This window comes from Pseudomonas sp. m6p, from assembly GCF_055760375.1.
The window spans coordinates 590,382-607,561 of sequence record NZ_CM147084.1 but is presented as its reverse complement, the minus strand read 5'-3'; the positions used below and the strand labels follow the sequence as shown (position 1 = coordinate 607,561).

Below are 17,180 nucleotides of genomic sequence, written 5' to 3'. Positions count from 1 at the left end.
TCCAATGCCTTTACGGGCATGACCTTTCGGTGGACGCGCTCAATCGACTCGTTGCCGTGCGTTTCACCAGACATTCATCTCAACTCAAACAGGTAGCACTGTGACGAAAGACGAACTGCGCGCGGAACTTGAGCGCCAGGAACAACGTTACAAGGAAGTTTACGGCGGGGAAGTCACCACCTACGCCGCTCAACCGGAACCGGAACGCAAAGCATGGCGTAAACGCCCCACTGTTCAGGATCAGGTTTTCCAGCAAGAACTGAAAAAGATGGAAGAAGAACTCAAAACCGAAGAGCCATGAACCGGCGATTGTGAGTTTTTCGAGGGTCTGCGTCGCCACCGGCTACAAGCGCGGTGACCCGACAATGCCTTGCGCGCCCGCTATCCGCGGGCAGCGGCCACCTCCCCCGTGTTGCGCGGGAAAGGAGCGTGTCTGACTCATTTCAGAGATATTTCACACAAGCGTTTGAGGCCCTCGCGCACTCGACGAAACGCCTGCTGCCTGAAGGTTTTTTCAGGAGAATCAAACACTTGAAAAACCCTGCAACACGCTCGGGCTTTGCACCTTGCAACAATTTAATTCGACATTGATTGCTACCGATGAGCAGGTAGGGGATCGATTTCCAGTCTTTTCTGGCATAATCGCGCCCCCTTATGACCGGGTCAGAAAACCTTCATGATCGATTTATTCAGCGGACTGGATGCTTGGGTGCTTGTGAGCCTCTTGCTCGCCCTGACGTTTGTCCTCGCCTTCGAGTTCATCAATGGATTTCATGACACCGCTAACGCGGTAGCCACTGTTATCTACACCAAAGCCATGCCGCCTCACCTGGCGGTGTTCTTCTCCGGTGTGTTCAACTTCCTCGGCGTGTTGCTGGGCGGCGTTGGCGTGGCGTATGCCATTGTTCACCTGCTGCCGGTAGAACTGCTGATCAATGTGAACACCGGCCATGGCCTGGCAATGGTGTTCTCGTTGCTCGCCGCGGCGATCACCTGGAACCTGGGCACCTGGTACTTCGGTATCCCGGCCTCCAGTTCCCACACCCTGATCGGCTCGATCCTTGGCGTTGGCCTGGCCAACGCCCTGATCAACAACATCCCGCTGGCCGACGGTGTGAACTGGCAGAAAGCGATAGACATCGGCGCCTCGCTGGTGTTCTCGCCAATGGCCGGCTTCCTGATCGCCGCGCTGATCCTGATCGGCCTGAAGTGGTGGCGCCCGCTGTCGAAGATGCACAAGACCCCGGAACAGCGCCGCAAGATCGACGACAAGAAACATCCGCCGTTCTGGAACCGCCTGGTCCTGGTGATCTCGGCCATGGCCGTGAGCTTCGTGCACGGCTCCAACGATGGCCAGAAAGGCATCGGCCTGATCATGCTGGTGTTGATCGGTATCGTGCCTGCGCAGTTCGTCCTCGACCTGAGCAGCACCACTTACCAGATCGAACGCACTCGTGATGCGACCCTGCACCTGAGCCAGTTCTACAAGCGCAATGCTGATTCCCTGGGCGAATTCCTGGCCCTGGGCAAAAGCGTTCAAGGCGACCTGCCGGAGAAATTCCGCTGCAACCCGCAGCAGACCGAACCGACCATCAACGCCCTGCTCGATACGCTCAAAGGTGTAGCGGACTACCATTCGCTGTCCTCGGAAAGCCGCATCGAAGTGCGCCGCTACCTGCTGTGCCTGGACGACACTGCGAAGAAAGTCGGCAAGCTGCCAGGCCTGGAAGCGCGTGAAAAGGCTGACCTGGACAAACTGCGCAAAGACCTGACCACCACCACCGAATACGCCCCGTTCTGGGTGATTCTGGCGGTCGCGCTGGCCTTGGGCCTGGGCACCATGGTTGGCTGGAAACGCGTGGTACTGACCATCGGCGAGAAGATCGGCAAGCAAGGCATGACCTATTCCCAGGGCATGTCGGCGCAGATCACCACCGCGAGTCTGATCGGCATGGCCAACATCTTCAGCCTGCCGGTATCCACCACCCACGTGCTGTCCTCGGGCGTGGCCGGCACCATGGTCGCCAACAAAAGCGGCCTGCAAGGCGGGACTGTTCGTACCATTTTGCTGGCGTGGGTGCTGACCTTGCCGGCGACGGTGGCGCTGTCGGCCGGGTTGTTCTGGTTGGCGTCCAAAGCGCTGGGTAGCTGATAGACCGCTGCACATGAGAAAGGCGTGATTCGTAAGGATCGCGCCTTTTTTGTTTTGGTCGAGAGTTGGATTGGGGGCATATCCGTTGCTGCGGGTGTTGCTGCTGGCGGTTTCGCTCTTACAGCGAGTCACCTTTTCCAGACGCCGAAAAGGTAACCCAAAAGGCTTTGCCCCGGCGTACGGCACTTCGCTTAGGCTCAGTGTTCCCTCGCTACGGTGTCCATCCGGGGGCATCGCCTACGGTTTGCTTCGCTGCACCTCCTCTCGATGCATGCGGCTTCGCCGCATGGCGCTGCGCGCCTCCCCCCCGGATGGACACCTACGCTCGGCCTGCCGAAGGGGCTGAAGATCAAAAGCCACATCAAAAGCCAAAGCCAAAGCCAAAGCCAGATCAAAAGATCACAGCCTTCGGCAGTTCCTACATGGGATTGAGTGTTTTCAGTTAGAAATTGGTCGGCTGTCAGGCCGCCTTCGCCAGCAGGCTCGCTCCCACAATTTTATTCGTGCACACCCCATGCGGCGAAGCCGCCCCACTCAACACGATGAGCGTTAGCTCGAGTAAAGCTTTTGATCTCAGGGCCCGTCGGCAGGCTGAGTGGAGGGATTTATCCGGGGGTGGGAGCGCAGCGACCGTTTGGCGCAGCCAAACACAGCGAGAGGAGGTGCAGCGAAGCAAACCGTAGGCGCTGCCCCCCGGATGAATCCCGCAGCGAAGGAACCCGAGCCTGAGCGAGGGCCGAACGTCAGGGTAAAGCCCTTTGGTTACTTTGGGGCGTTTGCCAAAGTGACCCGCCGTAAGGGCGGAACCGTAATAAGCAACACCCGCAGCAACGGATATTCACACCCAACAACCCACAACATGGTCGGCCCAAAGGCCGCCAAGAACACAAAAAAAAAGGGCAACCGAAGTCGCCCAAAATGCCTTGCGTGCTCATTCAATCCAGAAAGGACTACTTCTTGCGCTTATGCGCGTCCTTCCAGATAAAAAATCCAAACCCTGCAAAAAACAGAACCATGAGACCTACGGTCAGAACCCCGGCAAACACCACGTTATCGAAAAACATGACTGTGGCCTCCTGGCCCCTGCTTTGCTGCGATGGAGCTAAGTTAACCAATCGCGCAGGCGCAGAAATTGACCAGGATCAAGTCCGGTCAACACAGAGGCTAAAGGCGGGAAAATAACTGACCTGCATCAAAGGATGCAGGGGAAGATCAACGCTTTTTCGGTTTCTTTTTCGGCTTTTTCTGGGTTTTTCCCAACGGCATGGCCTGCTCGAAAGCCTTGCGCACTTCGTTCAGGCGCTTTTCGTTGAGATCATGCACACGCTTGGCGCGTTCAGTGCCGAGGTCGATCAGTTTTTCATCTTGGCTCATGGCGTTCAGCGCATCACTTGAAGAAAACACAACTGCCGCATCAGCGGCAGGGCTGCGCCAATCATGCAGCCTGACACCAGCACCCGACAACAATTCGTGTAAATCGGCGGACTCAGATCTCGATATCGACCCACAAGCCCTGGCGCGGCTGGTCTTCCATCAGCGGCACCACCGGCACGGTGTTGTCGGCATTGAGCTCGGTGCCCGGCACGGCCAGATGCTCCTCCGGGTCTTCATCGGCTTCGCGACGGCGCCGATCGCGTTCCTGTTGACGGCGCTGTTCTTCGCGCGCCAGCAGACGGTCCTCTTCCGGGTCGCGCTTTTGCAGGTCGATCGTGCTTTCGTTGGAGCTTTCCTGCACCGGCACCACCGGAGGAATGTCCGGCCGCTGGCGAATCGGATCCTGCTGGGAAGTGATCGGCACAGCGCTCAGGGGGAGCATCGGTGGCAGCATATAAAGGGTCTCCTGTCAGCAGGCTATCGGCTGCGGCAAAGGCGCCTTGAGCCATCCGTCGCAAATCTGTGATCGGGTTGGCACTGCAGGAGCTGCCGCAGGCTGCGATCTTTAATGGAACACCGTAGAACGCAAGCGTTCCCGAAGATCAAAAGATCGCAGCCTTCGGCAGCTCCTACACTCGTAAACCTTTGGTCTGGAGGCCTGCATTCCGTTAAGATAGCCCGCTTTTTCAAGGTGGGAGTCAGGCAGCATGGCGCAGCAGTATCAACCGGGGCAACGCTGGATCAGTGACAGCGAAGCAGAGCTTGGTTTAGGCACCGTTCTGGCACAGGACGGCCGCTTGTTGACCGTGCTTTACCCGGCCACTGGCGAAACCCGCCAGTACGCGCTACGGAATGCGCCCCTCACCCGCGTTCGGTTCTCGCCGGGTGACACCATTACTCACTTCGAAGGCTGGAAGATGACCGTGCGCGAAGTCGACGATGTCGACGGGCTGATGGTCTATCACGGTCTCAACGGGCAGAACGAAGCCGTCACCCTGCCGGAAACCCAGCTGTCGAACTTCATTCAGTTCCGTCTGGCCAGCGACCGTCTGTTCGCCGGACAGATCGACCCGCTGCCATGGTTCTCCCTGCGCTACAACACCCTGGAACACACCAGCCGCCAATTGCAGTCCTCGCTCTGGGGCCTGGGCGGCGTGCGTGCGCAACCGATCGCGCACCAGTTGCACATCGCCCGTGAAGTCGCCGACCGCATCGCGCCACGGGTTCTGCTGGCAGACGAAGTGGGCCTGGGGAAAACCATTGAAGCCGGTCTGGTGATCCATCGCCAACTGCTCTCGGGCCGCGCCAATCGCGTGCTGATTCTGGTGCCGGAAAACCTGCAGCACCAGTGGCTGGTGGAAATGCGCCGCCGCTTCAACCTGCAGGTCGCGCTGTTCGACGAAGAACGCTTCATTGAAAGCGATGCCACCAACCCGTTCGAAGACACCCAGCTGGCATTGGTTGCCCTGGAGTGGCTGGTCGACGACGAGAAGGCGCAGGACGCCTTGTTCGCCGCCGGCTGGGATCTGATGGTGGTCGACGAAGCCCATCACCTGGTGTGGCACGAAGACAAGGTCAGCCCGGAGTACGCGCTGGTCGAGCAACTGGCGGAAGTGATTCCCGGCGTGCTGCTGCTCACCGCGACCCCGGAACAACTCGGTCAGGACAGCCACTTCGCCCGTCTGCGCCTGCTCGACCCGAACCGTTTCCACGACCTGGCCGCCTTCCGCGCCGAGAGCGAGAACTATCGCCCGGTGGCCGAAGCCGTGCAGGAGCTGCTCGACAAGGGACGCCTGTCGCCCGAAGCGCACAAGACCATCCACGGTTTCCTCGGCAACGAAGGCGAAGCCCTGCTGACCGCGGTCAACGATGGCGACAGCGAAGCCAGCGCCCGTCTGGTGCGTGAGCTGCTCGACCGCCACGGCACCGGCCGCGTACTGTTCCGTAACACCCGCGCCGCGGTGCAGGGTTTCCCCGAGCGTAAACTGCACCCTTACCCGCTGCCATGCCCGGACGAATACCTCGAACTGCCGCTGGGCGATCACGCCGAGCTGTACCCGGAAGTCAGCTTCCAGGCCCAGCCGGACGCCAGCGAAGAAGAGCGCTGGTGGAAATTCGACCCGCGCGTCGAGTGGCTGATCGATCAGCTGAAAATGCTCAAGCGCACCAAAGTGCTGGTGATCTGCGCCCACGCCGAAACCGCGATGGACCTGGAAGACGCCCTGCGCGTGCGTTCCGGCATTCCGGCCACGGTGTTCCATGAAGGCATGAACATCCTTGAGCGTGACCGCGCCGCCGCCTACTTCGCCGACGAAGAGTTCGGCGCGCAAGTGCTGATCTGCTCGGAAATCGGCAGTGAAGGTCGCAACTTCCAGTTCGCTCATCACCTGGTGCTGTTCGATCTGCCATCGCACCCGGACCTGCTCGAGCAGCGCATCGGTCGTCTCGACCGGATCGGCCAGAAGCACATCATCGAACTGCACGTGCCGTACCTGGAAACCAGCCCGCAAGAGCGCCTGTTCCAGTGGTACCACGAAGCATTGAACGCGTTCCTCAACACCTGCCCGACCGGCAACGCCTTGCAGCATCAGTTCGGCCCGCGCCTGCTGCCGCTGCTCGAAGAAGCCGATGACGGCGAGTGGCAAGCACTGATCGACGAGGCCCGCACCGAGCGCGAGCGTCTGGAACAAGAGCTGCACACCGGTCGCGACCGTCTGCTGGAACTCAACTCCGGCGGTGCTGGCGAAGGGGATGCGCTGGTCGAGGCGATCCTTGAACAGGACGACCAGTTCGCCCTGCCGATTTACATGGAAACCCTGTTCGATGCGTTCGGCATCGACAGCGAAGACCACTCGGAAAACGCCCTGATCCTCAAGCCGAGCGAGAAGATGCTCGACGCCAGCTTCCCGCTGGGCGACGACGAAGGTGTGACCATCACCTACGACCGCAACCAGGCGCTGTCGCGCGAAGACATGCAGTTCATCACCTGGGAACACCCGATGGTGCAGGGCGGCATGGACCTGGTGCTGTCCGGTTCGATGGGCAACACCGCCGTCGCGCTGATCAAGAACAAGGCACTGAAACCGGGCACCGTGCTGCTGGAACTGCTCTATGTCAGCGAAGTGGTTGCCCCGCGTTCGCTGCAACTGGGCCGCTACCTGCCACCGGCCGCCTTGCGCTGCCTGCTCGATGCCAACGGTAACGACCTGTCGCCACGGGTCTCGTTCGCAACCCTCAACGATCAACTGGAAAGCGTACCTCGCGCCAGCGCCAACAAGTTCATCCAGGCCCAGCGCGATCAGCTGACGCCACGGATCAACGCGGGTGAAGACAAGGTCACTCCGCGTCACGCCGAGCGCGTGGCCGAGGCCCGGCGCCGTCTGGCAGCCGACACCGAAGAAGAACTGGCGCGCCTGACCGCGTTGCAAGCGGTCAACCCGACCGTGCGCGACAGCGAACTCGATGCGTTGCGCCAGCAGCGTGAACAGGGTCTGGCGATGCTGGATAAAGCGGCGCTGCGTCTGGAAGCGATTCGGGTACTTGTGGCGGGTTAAGCCACCCTGCCCCACCGCTGTAAATGAAAAGGCCCGCAGTGATGCGGGCCTTTTTGTTTGCCTGGTATTTATCAGCTGATGCTGATGGCCCCATCGCTGGCAAGCCAGCTCCCACAGGGTTTGGAGTGTTTACAAAATTATGCGTGTGACTCGGTCACTGTGGGAGCTGGCTTGCCAGCGATAGCAATCATGCAGTCGCCACAGAAACATCAGGCTCAACCACTGCCACCAACCCCTCCTTCATCCGCTGCGCATCCCGCACAAAACACCGCGCGGCCAGAAACAGAAACACCATGGTGAAAAACAGCGCCACCGGAATCAGATACATCGCGTCATGCAGGCCGACAGCCTTGAACGCCTCGGTCATCTGCTCAGCCCCCGCCGAAAGCATCGCCGACTTGGCAAAGTGATCGGACAAGGCCCCCACCACCACCGGCCCCAAGCCGCCGCCGAGCAAGTACAACCCGGCAAAGAACAACGCCATCGCCGTGGCCCGCAGGCGTGGTTCGACCACGTCCTGGATCGCCGTGTACACGCAGGTGTAGAAGTTATAGGCAAACAGCCAGCCGACGCTGAACACCGCGACGAACACGCCGATCTCGACCCGTCCGGCGTGCAACGCCCAGGCCGTGCACAGGGTCGAGATGATCAGACTGAAGCCGGCAAACAGCAGCCGGCCGTTGGCGACTCGCTGATGAATCTTGTCAGCGAGCCAGCCGCCGAGTGTCAGGCCGATCAACCCGGTGATCCCCACAATCACCCCGGTTGCCACCGCCGCGTCCTGCAACGGCATCAGGAAGTAGCGCTGCAGCATCGGCACCAGGAACGAGTTGCAGGCATAGGTGGCGAAGTTGAAACACAGGCCCGCCATCACCAGCCAAAGGAACGTCGGCACGGCGAGGACACGGCGGATCGGTCTGTCGACTTTATCCTGGGACACCTGCACGGTTTCCGCCGCGCCGCGCTTGGGTTCCTTGATGAAGAACATGAACACCGCGAGGATCAGCCCCGGCACCGCCGCGATAAAGAACGGCGCACGCCAGCTGTCGAACGCCTTGACCATCGCACCGATGGTGAAGAACGCCAGCAACAATCCCAAGGGCAGCCCGAGCATGAAAATGCCCATGGCCCGCGCCCGGCGGTGTGCCGGGAACAGGTCGCCGATCAGCGAGTTGGCGGCCGGTGCATAACTGGCTTCGCCAATGCCGATCCCCATGCGCACCAACAGAAAGCTCCAGAAACTACCAACCAGACCGTTGACCGCCGTCAGTGCGCTCCAGGTCGCCAGGCCCCAGCCCATCAGTTTGCTGCGCGAGCCAGTGTCGGCCATGCGGCCTAACGGCAGACCGGCAATCGCATAAACCAGGGTAAACGCGGTACCGACGATCCCCAGTTGAAAGTCACTCAGGTGCCACTCCATGCGGATCGGCTCGATGATGATCGCCGGAATGGTGCGGTCGAAGAAGTTGAACAGGTTGGCAAGGAACAACAGGAACAGAATGCGCCAGGCATTCGCCGCTTGGGTCGAGTTCTGCATGGGTCCGTCTCTTTATTGTTATGAGGGCTTCACTGCCGACGCATCCGAGCCCGGAACCTGCAATCTAGACAGGCGGTGCGTAGCTGTCTGTGATCATTCGTCAAGCTGATAATGAGCCATGGCTCTGTAAAGAAACGTAAGCCCTTGATAACGCAGCAATCCCCCGTAAACCGGGGGTTTAGAGGCAAAACCCGGCTACAAAAAAATACTTTCGCGCCCCCCTTCCCAAGTTCATGGCGAAGCCTAGAATAGCCGCCGGATCCGTCCGGATTCGCCGATCAACCCCTTTGATGCCCTCCTAATGTCCGAAGTCAGTCCGTGTCTGAATTGCGGTGCCTGCTGTTCCCATTTTCGCGTGTCTTTTTTCTGGGGTGAATGCGCCTCCTCCGGCGGCACAGTGCCCGATGAGCTGGTGACGCAGATCAGCCCCAGCCGGGTGGCGATGAACGGCACCGACTGCAAGTCACCGCGTTGTACGGCGTTGGTCGGCGAGGTGGGCAGTCAGGTGCAGTGCTCGATTTATGAGCAGCGCTCCAGCCCCTGCCGCGAATTCGAATCGTCCTGGGAGAACGGTGAACAGAATGTCGATTGCGACAAGGCCCGCGCCCGCTTCGGCTTGCCGCCCCTTGAGAAGGACTGGAATCAGATCCCCTACGACCAGAGCGCCTGACGCTTAGCGCCAATCGCTATGAGGCTCATGCCGAAATGGTTGGCGCCAATATGCCACTATCGCTTGCACGATAAAAACCGCCTCTATACTCCTCTCATTCGCCTGCGTTTCTGACGCAGAAGGGACGACTTCAGAGACGGGGATGCTATGGAGTGGCTTGGTTTGCAGTTTGTTACCGAGCTGCCGGACGGCGGGCAGGTCATTCTCGATTGCACACACAATCCCTTGCTGGTGCTGGTGGCTTATCTGGTCGCCTGCGCCGCGAGTTTTGCCACCCTCGACATGGCCGAGCGGGTCGGCCATGCCGAAGACCCGGGCTCGCAACGGGTCTGGCGCTGGATCGGCGCCACTTGCCTGGCCGGCGGTATCTGGGCGATGCACTTCATTGCCATGCTGGCGTTCCAGACACCGATCGAAATCCATTACGAACTGGCCACCACCCTGTTTTCCCTGGTGATCGCCCTGCTCGCTTCGTGGCTGGCGATGCACACCCTGAGCGTGCCCCATCCCTCACGGGTGCATTACCTGAAAACCGCCATCGTCATTGGCTTGGGCATCGCCGGCATGCATTACGTCGGCATGGCGGCGATGCACTCGGTGGCCACCGCCTATTACGAGCCGCTGTTGTTCTGCCTGTCGATCGTGATTGCGATCAGCGCCAGTTTCGCCGCGCTGTGGGTCGCCGGTTACTTGCGTGAAGGCAGTGGGCGTTTTCATCAACTGTTCAAATACACCGCCGCGATCATCCTCGGCGCCGGCATCATCAGCATGCATTTCACCGGGATGGCCGCGTTGCATCTGGTGTTGCCCGAAGGCGCCACGCCGACCTTGAGTGCCGAAACCAATCACCTGCAACTGGGCCTGACCATCGCGCTGATCACACTGTTGATTCTCGGCAGCGCGATCAGCGCGGCACTGGCCGACAAGAAACTGCAAAGCAAGGAGCAGGATCTGCGCCGAGTCAATGCCCTGCTCAGCCAGCTCGATCAGGCTCGGATGTCGCTGCAACAAGTGGCCAATTACGACGCCCTGACCAACCTGATCAACCGTCGCGGTTTCAACCAGATCTTCGCCGAGAAACTCAGCCAGAAAACCAGCGAAGGCGGCATGCTCGCGGTGATGTTTCTCGACATCGACCACTTCAAGCGGATCAACGACCGCCTCGGCCATGACGCCGGCGACGCCCTGCTCAAAGTCATCGCCAACCACATCAAAGGCTCGGTGCGCAGCCATGAAGACGTGGTCGCACGCTTTGGCGGTGACGAGTTCTGCATCCTGATCGGCCTGCACGACCGCGAGGAAGCGCGCAGCATGGCGCAACGGATCATGCAGAAAATGAAGGAGCCGATCGAATTGGCCGGACGTCGTATGGTGATGACCACCAGCATCGGTATCAGCCTGTTCCCCAACGACGGCACCAGCTGCGAAGAACTGCTCAAGCACGCCGATCTGGCGTTGTATCAGTCCAAGGGTGCCGGGCGTAACGGCCTGCATTTTTTCAGTTCGAACATGAAGACCCGCGCCAGCCTCGAACTGCAACTGGAAGAAGAACTGCGCCAGGCTTTGCGTGAAGACCACGGGCTGACGCTGTATTACCAACCCATCTTCGAACTGAAAACCGGCCGGGTGACCAAACTCGAAGCGTTGATTCGCTGGCAGCATCCGGTGCATGGCCTGCTGGCCCCGGACCGTTTCATCGCGATTGCCGAAACCAACGGCCTGATCGCCGAACTGGACAACTGGGTGCTTCGCCGCGCCTGCACCGACCTCGGCGAACTGACGCGCCACGGCTGCAACGAACTGAAAATCGCCTGGAACTGCTCACCGCTCAACCTGGCCCGGGAAGAACTGGCCAACGAAATCGAAAGTGCACTGCGCAGCGCTGGGGTCGCGCCGGAACGGCTGGAGCTGGAAGTCACCGAAAACGCACTGATGGGCAACATCGCCAACACGCTGGTGCTGTTGCGGCAGATCCGGGCCCTCGGCGTATCGCTGTCGATCGACGACTTCGGCACCGGATACTCATCGTTGGCCTACCTCAAACGTCTGCCGCTCAATACGCTGAAAATCGACCGCTCGTTCATCCTCGACATTCCTGCGGCGACCGCCGACATGGAGATCGTCCAGGCGATCATCGTCATGGCCCACACCCTGCACTTGCAGGTGGTGACCGAAGGCGTGGAAAGCCTGGAGCAGTACGAGTTTCTCGAACGTTCGGGCTGCGACTTCATTCAGGGGTATCTGCTCAGCCGCCCGGTGCCGCTGGATGAACTCCGTCCGGTGCTGGAGGAAATCAACCAGCGCAAACACGCGCATTCGGTCAATCCACTGAGTCTGGCGCGCGGTACATGCGTACCAGAGTCGCTGGATCCTTCTGCAAAAAACCCTGTGCCCCATGCAGGCGCATCAGTTGTGCGGCCAATCCGCTGATCGGCGTGGCCGAGCCTTGTTCGCGGGAGAATTTCACCGCCGTATCGAGATCCTTGAGCAGCGTGCGCACGTGCCATTTCACCGGTTCAAAACGGCTTTCGGCCATTTGCGGGGCGAGGATCTGCAGCGGTTTCGAATCGGCAAAGCCACCGGCCAGCGCTTCGGCAATCAAGCGCGCATCGACTCCGGCCTGTTCGGCCAGCGCCACCACTTCGGCAATCACCAACGCGTTGCAAGCGACGATCATCTGATTGCAAGCCTTGGTCACCTGCCCCGCGCCAATGCCGCCCATGTGCGTGACGCGCTGACCGAGGTTGAGCAGCATCGGGCGTACCCGATCCAGATCCGTCACCGCACCACCGACCATGATCGCCAGGCTGCCCGCCTCGGCACCGACCACGCCGCCGGACACCGGTGAATCAAGCCAGGCCATGCCGGTCCTGCCTGCCAAGTCGGCGGCCATCTCGCGAGTAGCCGTCGGTTCGAGGCTGGAGAAGTCCACCAGCAACTGGCCGTTTTTCGCACCTTCAACAACGCCGCCAGTGCCAAACACCACCTCGCGCACCACCGCCGTATCGGCCAGACAGAGCATCACCACGTCCGCGTGTTCGCACAGCTCGGCTGGAGTCGCCACCTGCCGGGCGCCGGCTTCAACCAGGGGCGCGCACTTGGCCGGGTTGCGGTTCCACACGGTCAACGGGTAGCCCGCCGCCAGCAAACGGTGGCACATGGGCAAGCCCATCAGGCCGATTCCGGCAAAGCCCAACGAAGGTAGCGTTGACATCATTTTGCCTCTTTTCGATTAAAGATCACCGAATAATGGCCGATTCATGAACGATCAGGAAAGGATTCCCCCGCGCGACGATCAGGCCAAGCCCCTGACGCCCGGGCCAAATACGCGCAGTCAAAGACGCGAGATCCTCTTTCCGTGAGGCTCGATGACAACGGTCGCCGAGCCAACCCTGTCCAGGTATATGGCGCACAATGACTTCTAAAAACAATCCGGCCACTGCGGTATCCGATCTGCCCCTGAGCCCTGCGGCGAACAGCCCGGCTCCGATGAAGCCATTGCCTCCTTCGCGCCCGCTGGGCACTCAGCAATATCTGTATTACACCGAAACCAACACCGACCGCATCCTCGACAACCTCGACGGTCTGCGTGACCTGGTGTTCCCGCGCCCGCCGCACCTGGAAGGCGACAACGAACAGCACAACGACCAGGAATTCCCGTCGGTATGCCTGATCGGCCTCGGTCGCTGCGGCTCGAACATCGCCCTCGACGTCGCGGAGTTGGTGTACAACGCGCGCAAGTTCTACCTCAACGAATTCAACAACGAAGACCGCGCCGCTGACCGGCGTCTGGCCGACAAGGGCTACAGCCCGGCCCAGTGGATCAAGCAGAATCTGCGGATCGGCCCGAACAAGTCGAGCAAACCGGTGTTCCTGGTCGAACCGCTGGTGATGCTCGGCGACCTCGACAAGGACATCGCCGGGCGCATCCGATTCTCGCGCAAGGGCGAGAAAAGCGGCTTTCTGCGCGATTACAGCAAAATGAAGATCATGGACTTGTCCGAAGTCCATGCCGGTGGCGCCGGTAACGCGCCGATCCTCGGTCAGTACCTGGCCAAGATCATCCTCAACAAGGACACCCAGCGCTTCTCCAGCCCTGACTGGAAAATGATCCACTCGTACCTGATCGACAGCTGCGGCATCAAGGCCAACCAGTCGCGCCTGTACTTCTCGATCTTCAGTGCCGGCGGCGGTACCGGTTCGGGCATGGCTTCGGAATTCGGCCTGGCCCAGCAGCACTCGTACATGAACAAGACCTTCGACACCAAGCCGATGGACGAGCATGACGGCAAGAGCGGGCATTCGTTCGTGTTCGAGCCGATCTTCACCAGCGGCATCTGCGTGCTGCCGAACATTTCCGATCACCGCAGCGAAATGTCTGAGGCGCTGCACATCAACGCCGGACGCCTGTTGTGCAAATACCTGTCGGAAGAATGGGATTTCTCCTACAACTTCGCCAATGAAGACAGCAGCGAAGCCAGCGTCATGGGCCGTATTCGCCCTTGGAACGCGATGATGCTGATCTCCAACGACATCATGCGTTACGCCGAAGAGAGCGATGACGGCAACATCCAGAACATTGATGTCAATGCGATGGAGAAGCACGCCAACCAGTACATCTCCCAGCAGATCTTCAACATTCTGACGGCGCAGGCGGTGACCACCGACTACGACCAGAACTACTTCCGCCGCGCCGGCATCGACATCGGCGAAACAATTCGCCTGGATGCCAACGACTTGTTCATGAGCCTGGCCGGCCCGGTGGCGATTGCCTACGCCGAATCGGTGGTGCCGGAAACCCCGCCGCCGAGCAGCGACAAGTTCAAGGTATTCGACAAAGAGCCGCAGCGCCTGAACATCGACGATCTGTTCTTCCGTTCGATCGACCTGCCGCACTTCAACAAGGTCACCCAGGCCATCGAAGGCATCAGCCTGCTGCCAATCGAATCCAAGCGCTATCGCGCGTCGCTGGAGCAGTACAAGAATTCCGGCTACGACGCCGCCGCCCTGCACGACCTGCACTTCTTCAAGAACTGCTCATCGGTGGTGTCGATCGTTTCGTTGCCGAAAGACTACAAGCTGTCCTACATGGATCTGAACCGGTTGAAGACCCACCTCAACAGCCTGTTCCCCAACACCACACTCAAGCGTTATGCGCTGGTGATCGGTGCGTCGGCCAACCTGTCGCTGACCACCCTGATCGCCAAGAGTCCGTGCCTGTCGGACGATTTCCTGACCCTGATCGTGGCGTTCATCAAGCGTTGCTTCGCCAAGACCCCGTACCGTTTCGACGAGACCCTGGACAACTCGATCCTCGACTTCATCATTAATGAAGACTTTGACGAAGACCGCATCGACGACCTGCTCAACGAGTTCGAAAACCCGGCGAAGATCCTCGACACCAACTGGTACGCGATCAAGCCGATGTACGAGAAGAAATACCGCGAACTGATCAACGACAAGGACAAGTTTGTTTCGATCAACGACATTCGCCTGTCGCGCGACTGCGTGAAGAAGTCGATCAAGTACCTGCGCGAGATCTACCGTCACCGCATCGGCAAGACCAAGGTTATTTCCCTGAATAACCATACCGGGAAGACTTACTCGGTCTGATCGAAGACCGAGTCGCTCCCTTCGCGAGCAGGCTCGCTCCCACAATGGAATGCATTCCAAATGTGGGAGCGAGCCTGCTCGCGAAGAGGCCACTCCACACACTGCAAAACCTTCATCGCCAACATCAAGAAACAATTAAGCAGCTCTCAGGCTGCTCAATAAACTGTTCCCGTTACGTTTACGTCACCGTGAGGCCACGCACGCTTGTGGCCTTTCTCTACGGCAACGTGCCATCACGCTACTCGGCTACACACTTTCCGGCGCACGAAGAGCGCACCATCAAGGTGCACACACTCAGGCCTGCGCCCTTTCCTGGACCAGAATCCACGGCCTTACCACCACCGCCCACATCTGCGGATCACGCTCGAAAATATCCAGCGCCCGCGTTTCAGACAGCTTGGCGACCTTGTCTTCGGCCAGCCAGGCGGCGACTTTCTCGCCATCATCCGAGGCTACGGCCTCGGCAGCGGCGATCAAATCCAGGGCCGGGTCGACCCACAATAGGGCACCCTTGGCGAAGAACGGCTCCAGCTCTTTCCAGGTAATAGATGCGGTTTCACCAAGCAGCTTGGCATAGAGGGTGCTAGGTTCTTGATTCATGGGTTTGTCCGGAAAAGAAATCGACGCGAATGATAACGTCGGTGGTTCGGCAGAAAAACCCGGTTGCAAATGGCTTCACCGAACGAAAAGAGCAGGAACGCCAAGGAATGCTGCTGTTTGGGGCATAAGCCCCCCGAAAGCCCCGCCGCAATTCTGTCTTTTTCATTCAAAAATGCGACACCCACAAGTTTTGCCCCCTGGCGCCAGCTTCCCAGGCCAACAACCGGCGCTCTACACTGTACCGGTACAGTTGCCGGGGGCATTTCCGGAGGGTATCGCCAAGATATCTGACCCGGTTCTGCTGCTACGGCGCCAGAACTCAAAAAAATTACAACAGTAAGAGTGGAGCACTATGACTAAGGCTACTAAGCAGATTTCCAAACTGTTTGCCGCTATGGTTCTGGCCGGGGTTGCCAGCCATTCGTTCGCCGCTGACACCATCAAGATCGGTATCGCCGGCCCTAAAACCGGTCCTGTAGCCCAATACGGCGACATGCAGTTCAGTGGCGCGAAAATGGCCATCGAGCAGATCAACGCCAAGGGCGGCGTCGACGGCAAGAAACTCGAAGCCGTTGAATACGATGACGCGTGCGATCCGAAACAAGCCGTAGCGGTCGCGAACAAGGTCGTCAACGACGGCGTCAAGTTCGTGGTTGGTCACCTGTGCTCCAGCTCCACTCAGCCTGCTTCGGACATCTACGAAGACGAAGGCGTGGTGATGATCACCCCGGCTGCCACCAGCCCGGACATCACCGCCCGTGGTTACAAAATGGTCTTCCGCACCATCGGTCTGGACAGCGCCCAGGGCCCTGCCGCCGGTAACTACATTGCCGATCACGTGAAGCCGAAAATCGTTGCCGTACTGCACGACAAGCAGCAATACGGTGAAGGCATCGCCACCGCCGTCAAGGCGACTCTTGAGAAGAAAGGCGTGAAAGTCGCCGTGTTCGAAGGCGTCAACGCCGGCGACAAAGACTTCTCCTCGATGATCGCCAAGCTCAAACAAGCCAACGTCGACTTCGTTTACTACGGCGGCTACCACCCGGAGCTGGGCCTGATCCTGCGTCAATCCCAGGAAAAAGGCCTGAAAGCCAAGTTCATGGGCCCGGAAGGCGTGGGTAACGACTCCATTTCGCAGATCGCCAAAGAGTCCTCCGAAGGCCTGCTGGTGACCCTGCCGAAATCCTTCGACCAGGATCCGGCCAACGTTGCCCTGGCAGATGCGTTCAAGGCGAAGAAAGAAGACCCGAGCGGCCCGTTCGTGTTCCCTTCCTACTCGGCGGTTGAAGTGATTGCCGAAGGCATCAAGGCAGCCAAGTCCGAAGACGCAGCCAAAGTGGCCGCAGCCATTCACGCCGGCACCTTCAAGACCCCTACCGGCGACCTGAGCTTCGACGCCAAGGGCGACCTGAAGGACTTCAAATTTGTGGTTTACGAGTGGCACTTCGGCAAACCGAAAACTGAAGTTTCGCCTCAGTAAGGCGCGCCCTGACTGACTGCCAATAAAGCCCACGGCGTGCCGTGGGCTTTGTTTTACGAATGTATGGGCCGCGCTGGCGTGATCCGCCAGTCTCCCCACCTGAAAATCTCAAAACCGTCATCAGCGGTTCGCTGGCAAAACCCGGATTCGAAGTGGATAAAGATCCACGGGGCCGGGCGGGAAAATGACTCCACCAGTGA

General features: G+C 59.6%; 13 protein-coding genes. 7 read left to right on the top strand and 6 right to left on the bottom strand.

Annotation, left to right across the window (positions count from 1 at the left end; genetic code table 11):
* The first annotated feature begins 100 nt into the window (after window positions 1–100).
* Both ACYZUM_RS02810 and ACYZUM_RS02805 read left to right on the top strand, forming a co-directional pair.
* Window positions 101–301, top strand: a complete 201-nt coding sequence (locus ACYZUM_RS02810) for a hypothetical protein (protein ID WP_003222398.1) — start codon at window positions 101–103, stop codon at window positions 299–301.
* Window positions 302–676: 375 nt separating this feature from the next.
* Window positions 677–2,152 (top strand): inorganic phosphate transporter, encoded by a 1,476-nt coding sequence (locus ACYZUM_RS02805; RefSeq protein ID WP_108181902.1) that lies wholly within the window; start codon window positions 677–679, stop codon window positions 2,150–2,152.
* A 950-nt stretch (window positions 2,153–3,102) separates the two neighbouring features.
* On the opposite strand, the gene ccoM is transcribed toward ACYZUM_RS02805, so the two are convergent.
* The 3 genes from ccoM to ACYZUM_RS02790 all read right to left on the bottom strand — a co-directional run bounded on the left by ccoM (window position 3,103) and on the right by ACYZUM_RS02790 (window position 3,980).
* Complete coding sequence (ccoM, locus tag ACYZUM_RS02800; protein WP_041070550.1) at window positions 3,103–3,216, bottom strand: cytochrome c oxidase subunit CcoM; 114 nt, start codon at window positions 3,214–3,216, stop codon at window positions 3,103–3,105.
* A 148-nt stretch (window positions 3,217–3,364) separates the two neighbouring features.
* Window positions 3,365–3,619 (bottom strand): hypothetical protein, encoded by a 255-nt coding sequence (locus ACYZUM_RS02795; protein WP_131669914.1) that lies wholly within the window; start codon window positions 3,617–3,619, stop codon window positions 3,365–3,367.
* Between the two features lie 19 nt (window positions 3,620–3,638).
* Window positions 3,639–3,980, bottom strand: coding sequence for a hypothetical protein (locus tag ACYZUM_RS02790; protein WP_003222394.1), 342 nt, complete (start codon window positions 3,978–3,980; stop codon window positions 3,639–3,641).
* Window positions 3,981–4,233: 253 nt separating this feature from the next.
* Here ACYZUM_RS02790 and rapA point away from each other — a divergent pair, with 253 nt between their 5' ends.
* Window positions 4,234–7,080, top strand: a complete 2,847-nt coding sequence (gene rapA / locus ACYZUM_RS02785; protein WP_108181901.1) for an RNA polymerase-associated protein RapA — start codon at window positions 4,234–4,236, stop codon at window positions 7,078–7,080.
* Between the two features lie 187 nt (window positions 7,081–7,267).
* Here the strand turns inward: rapA and ACYZUM_RS02780 are convergent, their stop codons facing one another.
* A complete protein-coding gene (locus ACYZUM_RS02780) occupies window positions 7,268–8,617 on the bottom strand; it encodes a spinster family MFS transporter (RefSeq protein ID WP_108181900.1) in 1,350 nt (449 codons plus the stop codon).
* A gap of 301 nt (window positions 8,618–8,918) precedes the next feature.
* On the opposite strand from ACYZUM_RS02780, the gene ACYZUM_RS02775 reads away from it, so the two are divergent.
* Together ACYZUM_RS02775 and ACYZUM_RS02770 are read left to right on the top strand one after the other, a co-directional pair.
* Entirely contained in the window at window positions 8,919–9,287 is a 369-nt protein-coding gene (locus ACYZUM_RS02775; RefSeq protein ID WP_041070557.1) for a YkgJ family cysteine cluster protein, read from the top strand.
* Window positions 9,288–9,434: 147 nt separating this feature from the next.
* Window positions 9,435–11,717, top strand: coding sequence for a putative bifunctional diguanylate cyclase/phosphodiesterase (locus ACYZUM_RS02770; protein ID WP_473061230.1), 2,283 nt, complete (start codon window positions 9,435–9,437; stop codon window positions 11,715–11,717).
* Here the strand turns inward: ACYZUM_RS02770 and ACYZUM_RS02765 are convergent.
* Complete coding sequence (locus tag ACYZUM_RS02765) at window positions 11,608–12,504, bottom strand: NAD(P)-dependent oxidoreductase (RefSeq protein WP_262949603.1); 897 nt, start codon at window positions 12,502–12,504, stop codon at window positions 11,608–11,610. The two genes, ACYZUM_RS02770 and ACYZUM_RS02765, sit on opposite strands and share 110 nt — an antisense overlap.
* A 197-nt stretch (window positions 12,505–12,701) precedes the next feature.
* On the opposite strand from ACYZUM_RS02765, the gene ACYZUM_RS02760 reads away from it, so the two are divergent.
* Window positions 12,702–14,900 carry a hypothetical protein gene (locus ACYZUM_RS02760; RefSeq protein ID WP_041070561.1) on the top strand — a complete coding sequence of 733 codons (2,199 nt, stop codon included), beginning with the start codon at window positions 12,702–12,704 and terminating at the stop codon, window positions 14,898–14,900.
* A 294-nt stretch (window positions 14,901–15,194) separates the two neighbouring features.
* On the opposite strand, the gene ACYZUM_RS02755 is transcribed toward ACYZUM_RS02760, so the two are convergent.
* Window positions 15,195–15,500, bottom strand: coding sequence for a DUF2288 domain-containing protein (locus tag ACYZUM_RS02755; protein WP_041070563.1), 306 nt, complete (start codon window positions 15,498–15,500; stop codon window positions 15,195–15,197).
* A gap of 352 nt (window positions 15,501–15,852) precedes the next feature.
* Here ACYZUM_RS02755 and ACYZUM_RS02750 point away from each other — a divergent pair, with 352 nt between their 5' ends.
* The gene (locus tag ACYZUM_RS02750) at window positions 15,853–16,980 is read left to right on the top strand and encodes a branched-chain amino acid ABC transporter substrate-binding protein (protein ID WP_041070565.1); all 1,128 of its coding nucleotides are present in this window, start codon (window positions 15,853–15,855) and stop codon (window positions 16,978–16,980) included.
* Window positions 16,981–17,180 lie beyond the last annotated feature (200 nt).

What these genes read in the sequence shown, in the direction of transcription:
- ACYZUM_RS02805 (WP_108181902.1), top strand. Translation starts at nt 677, where the DNA reads ATGATCGATTTATTCAGCGGACTGGATGCTTGGGTGCTTGTGAGCCTC.
- ccoM (WP_041070550.1), bottom strand. Translation starts at nt 3,216, where the DNA reads ATGTTTTTCGATAACGTGGTGTTTGCCGGGGTTCTGACCGTAGGTCTC.
- ACYZUM_RS02790 (WP_003222394.1), bottom strand. Translation starts at nt 3,980, where the DNA reads ATGCTGCCACCGATGCTCCCCCTGAGCGCTGTGCCGATCACTTCCCAG.
- rapA (WP_108181901.1), top strand. Translation starts at nt 4,234, where the DNA reads ATGGCGCAGCAGTATCAACCGGGGCAACGCTGGATCAGTGACAGCGAA.
- ACYZUM_RS02780 (WP_108181900.1), bottom strand. Translation starts at nt 8,617, where the DNA reads ATGCAGAACTCGACCCAAGCGGCGAATGCCTGGCGCATTCTGTTCCTG.
- ACYZUM_RS02775 (WP_041070557.1), top strand. Translation starts at nt 8,919, where the DNA reads ATGTCCGAAGTCAGTCCGTGTCTGAATTGCGGTGCCTGCTGTTCCCAT.
- ACYZUM_RS02770 (WP_473061230.1), top strand. Translation starts at nt 9,435, where the DNA reads ATGGAGTGGCTTGGTTTGCAGTTTGTTACCGAGCTGCCGGACGGCGGG.
- ACYZUM_RS02765 (WP_262949603.1), bottom strand. Translation starts at nt 12,504, where the DNA reads ATGATGTCAACGCTACCTTCGTTGGGCTTTGCCGGAATCGGCCTGATG.
- ACYZUM_RS02760 (WP_041070561.1), top strand. Translation starts at nt 12,702, where the DNA reads ATGACTTCTAAAAACAATCCGGCCACTGCGGTATCCGATCTGCCCCTG.
- ACYZUM_RS02755 (WP_041070563.1), bottom strand. Translation starts at nt 15,500, where the DNA reads ATGAATCAAGAACCTAGCACCCTCTATGCCAAGCTGCTTGGTGAAACC.
- ACYZUM_RS02750 (WP_041070565.1), top strand. Translation starts at nt 15,853, where the DNA reads ATGACTAAGGCTACTAAGCAGATTTCCAAACTGTTTGCCGCTATGGTT.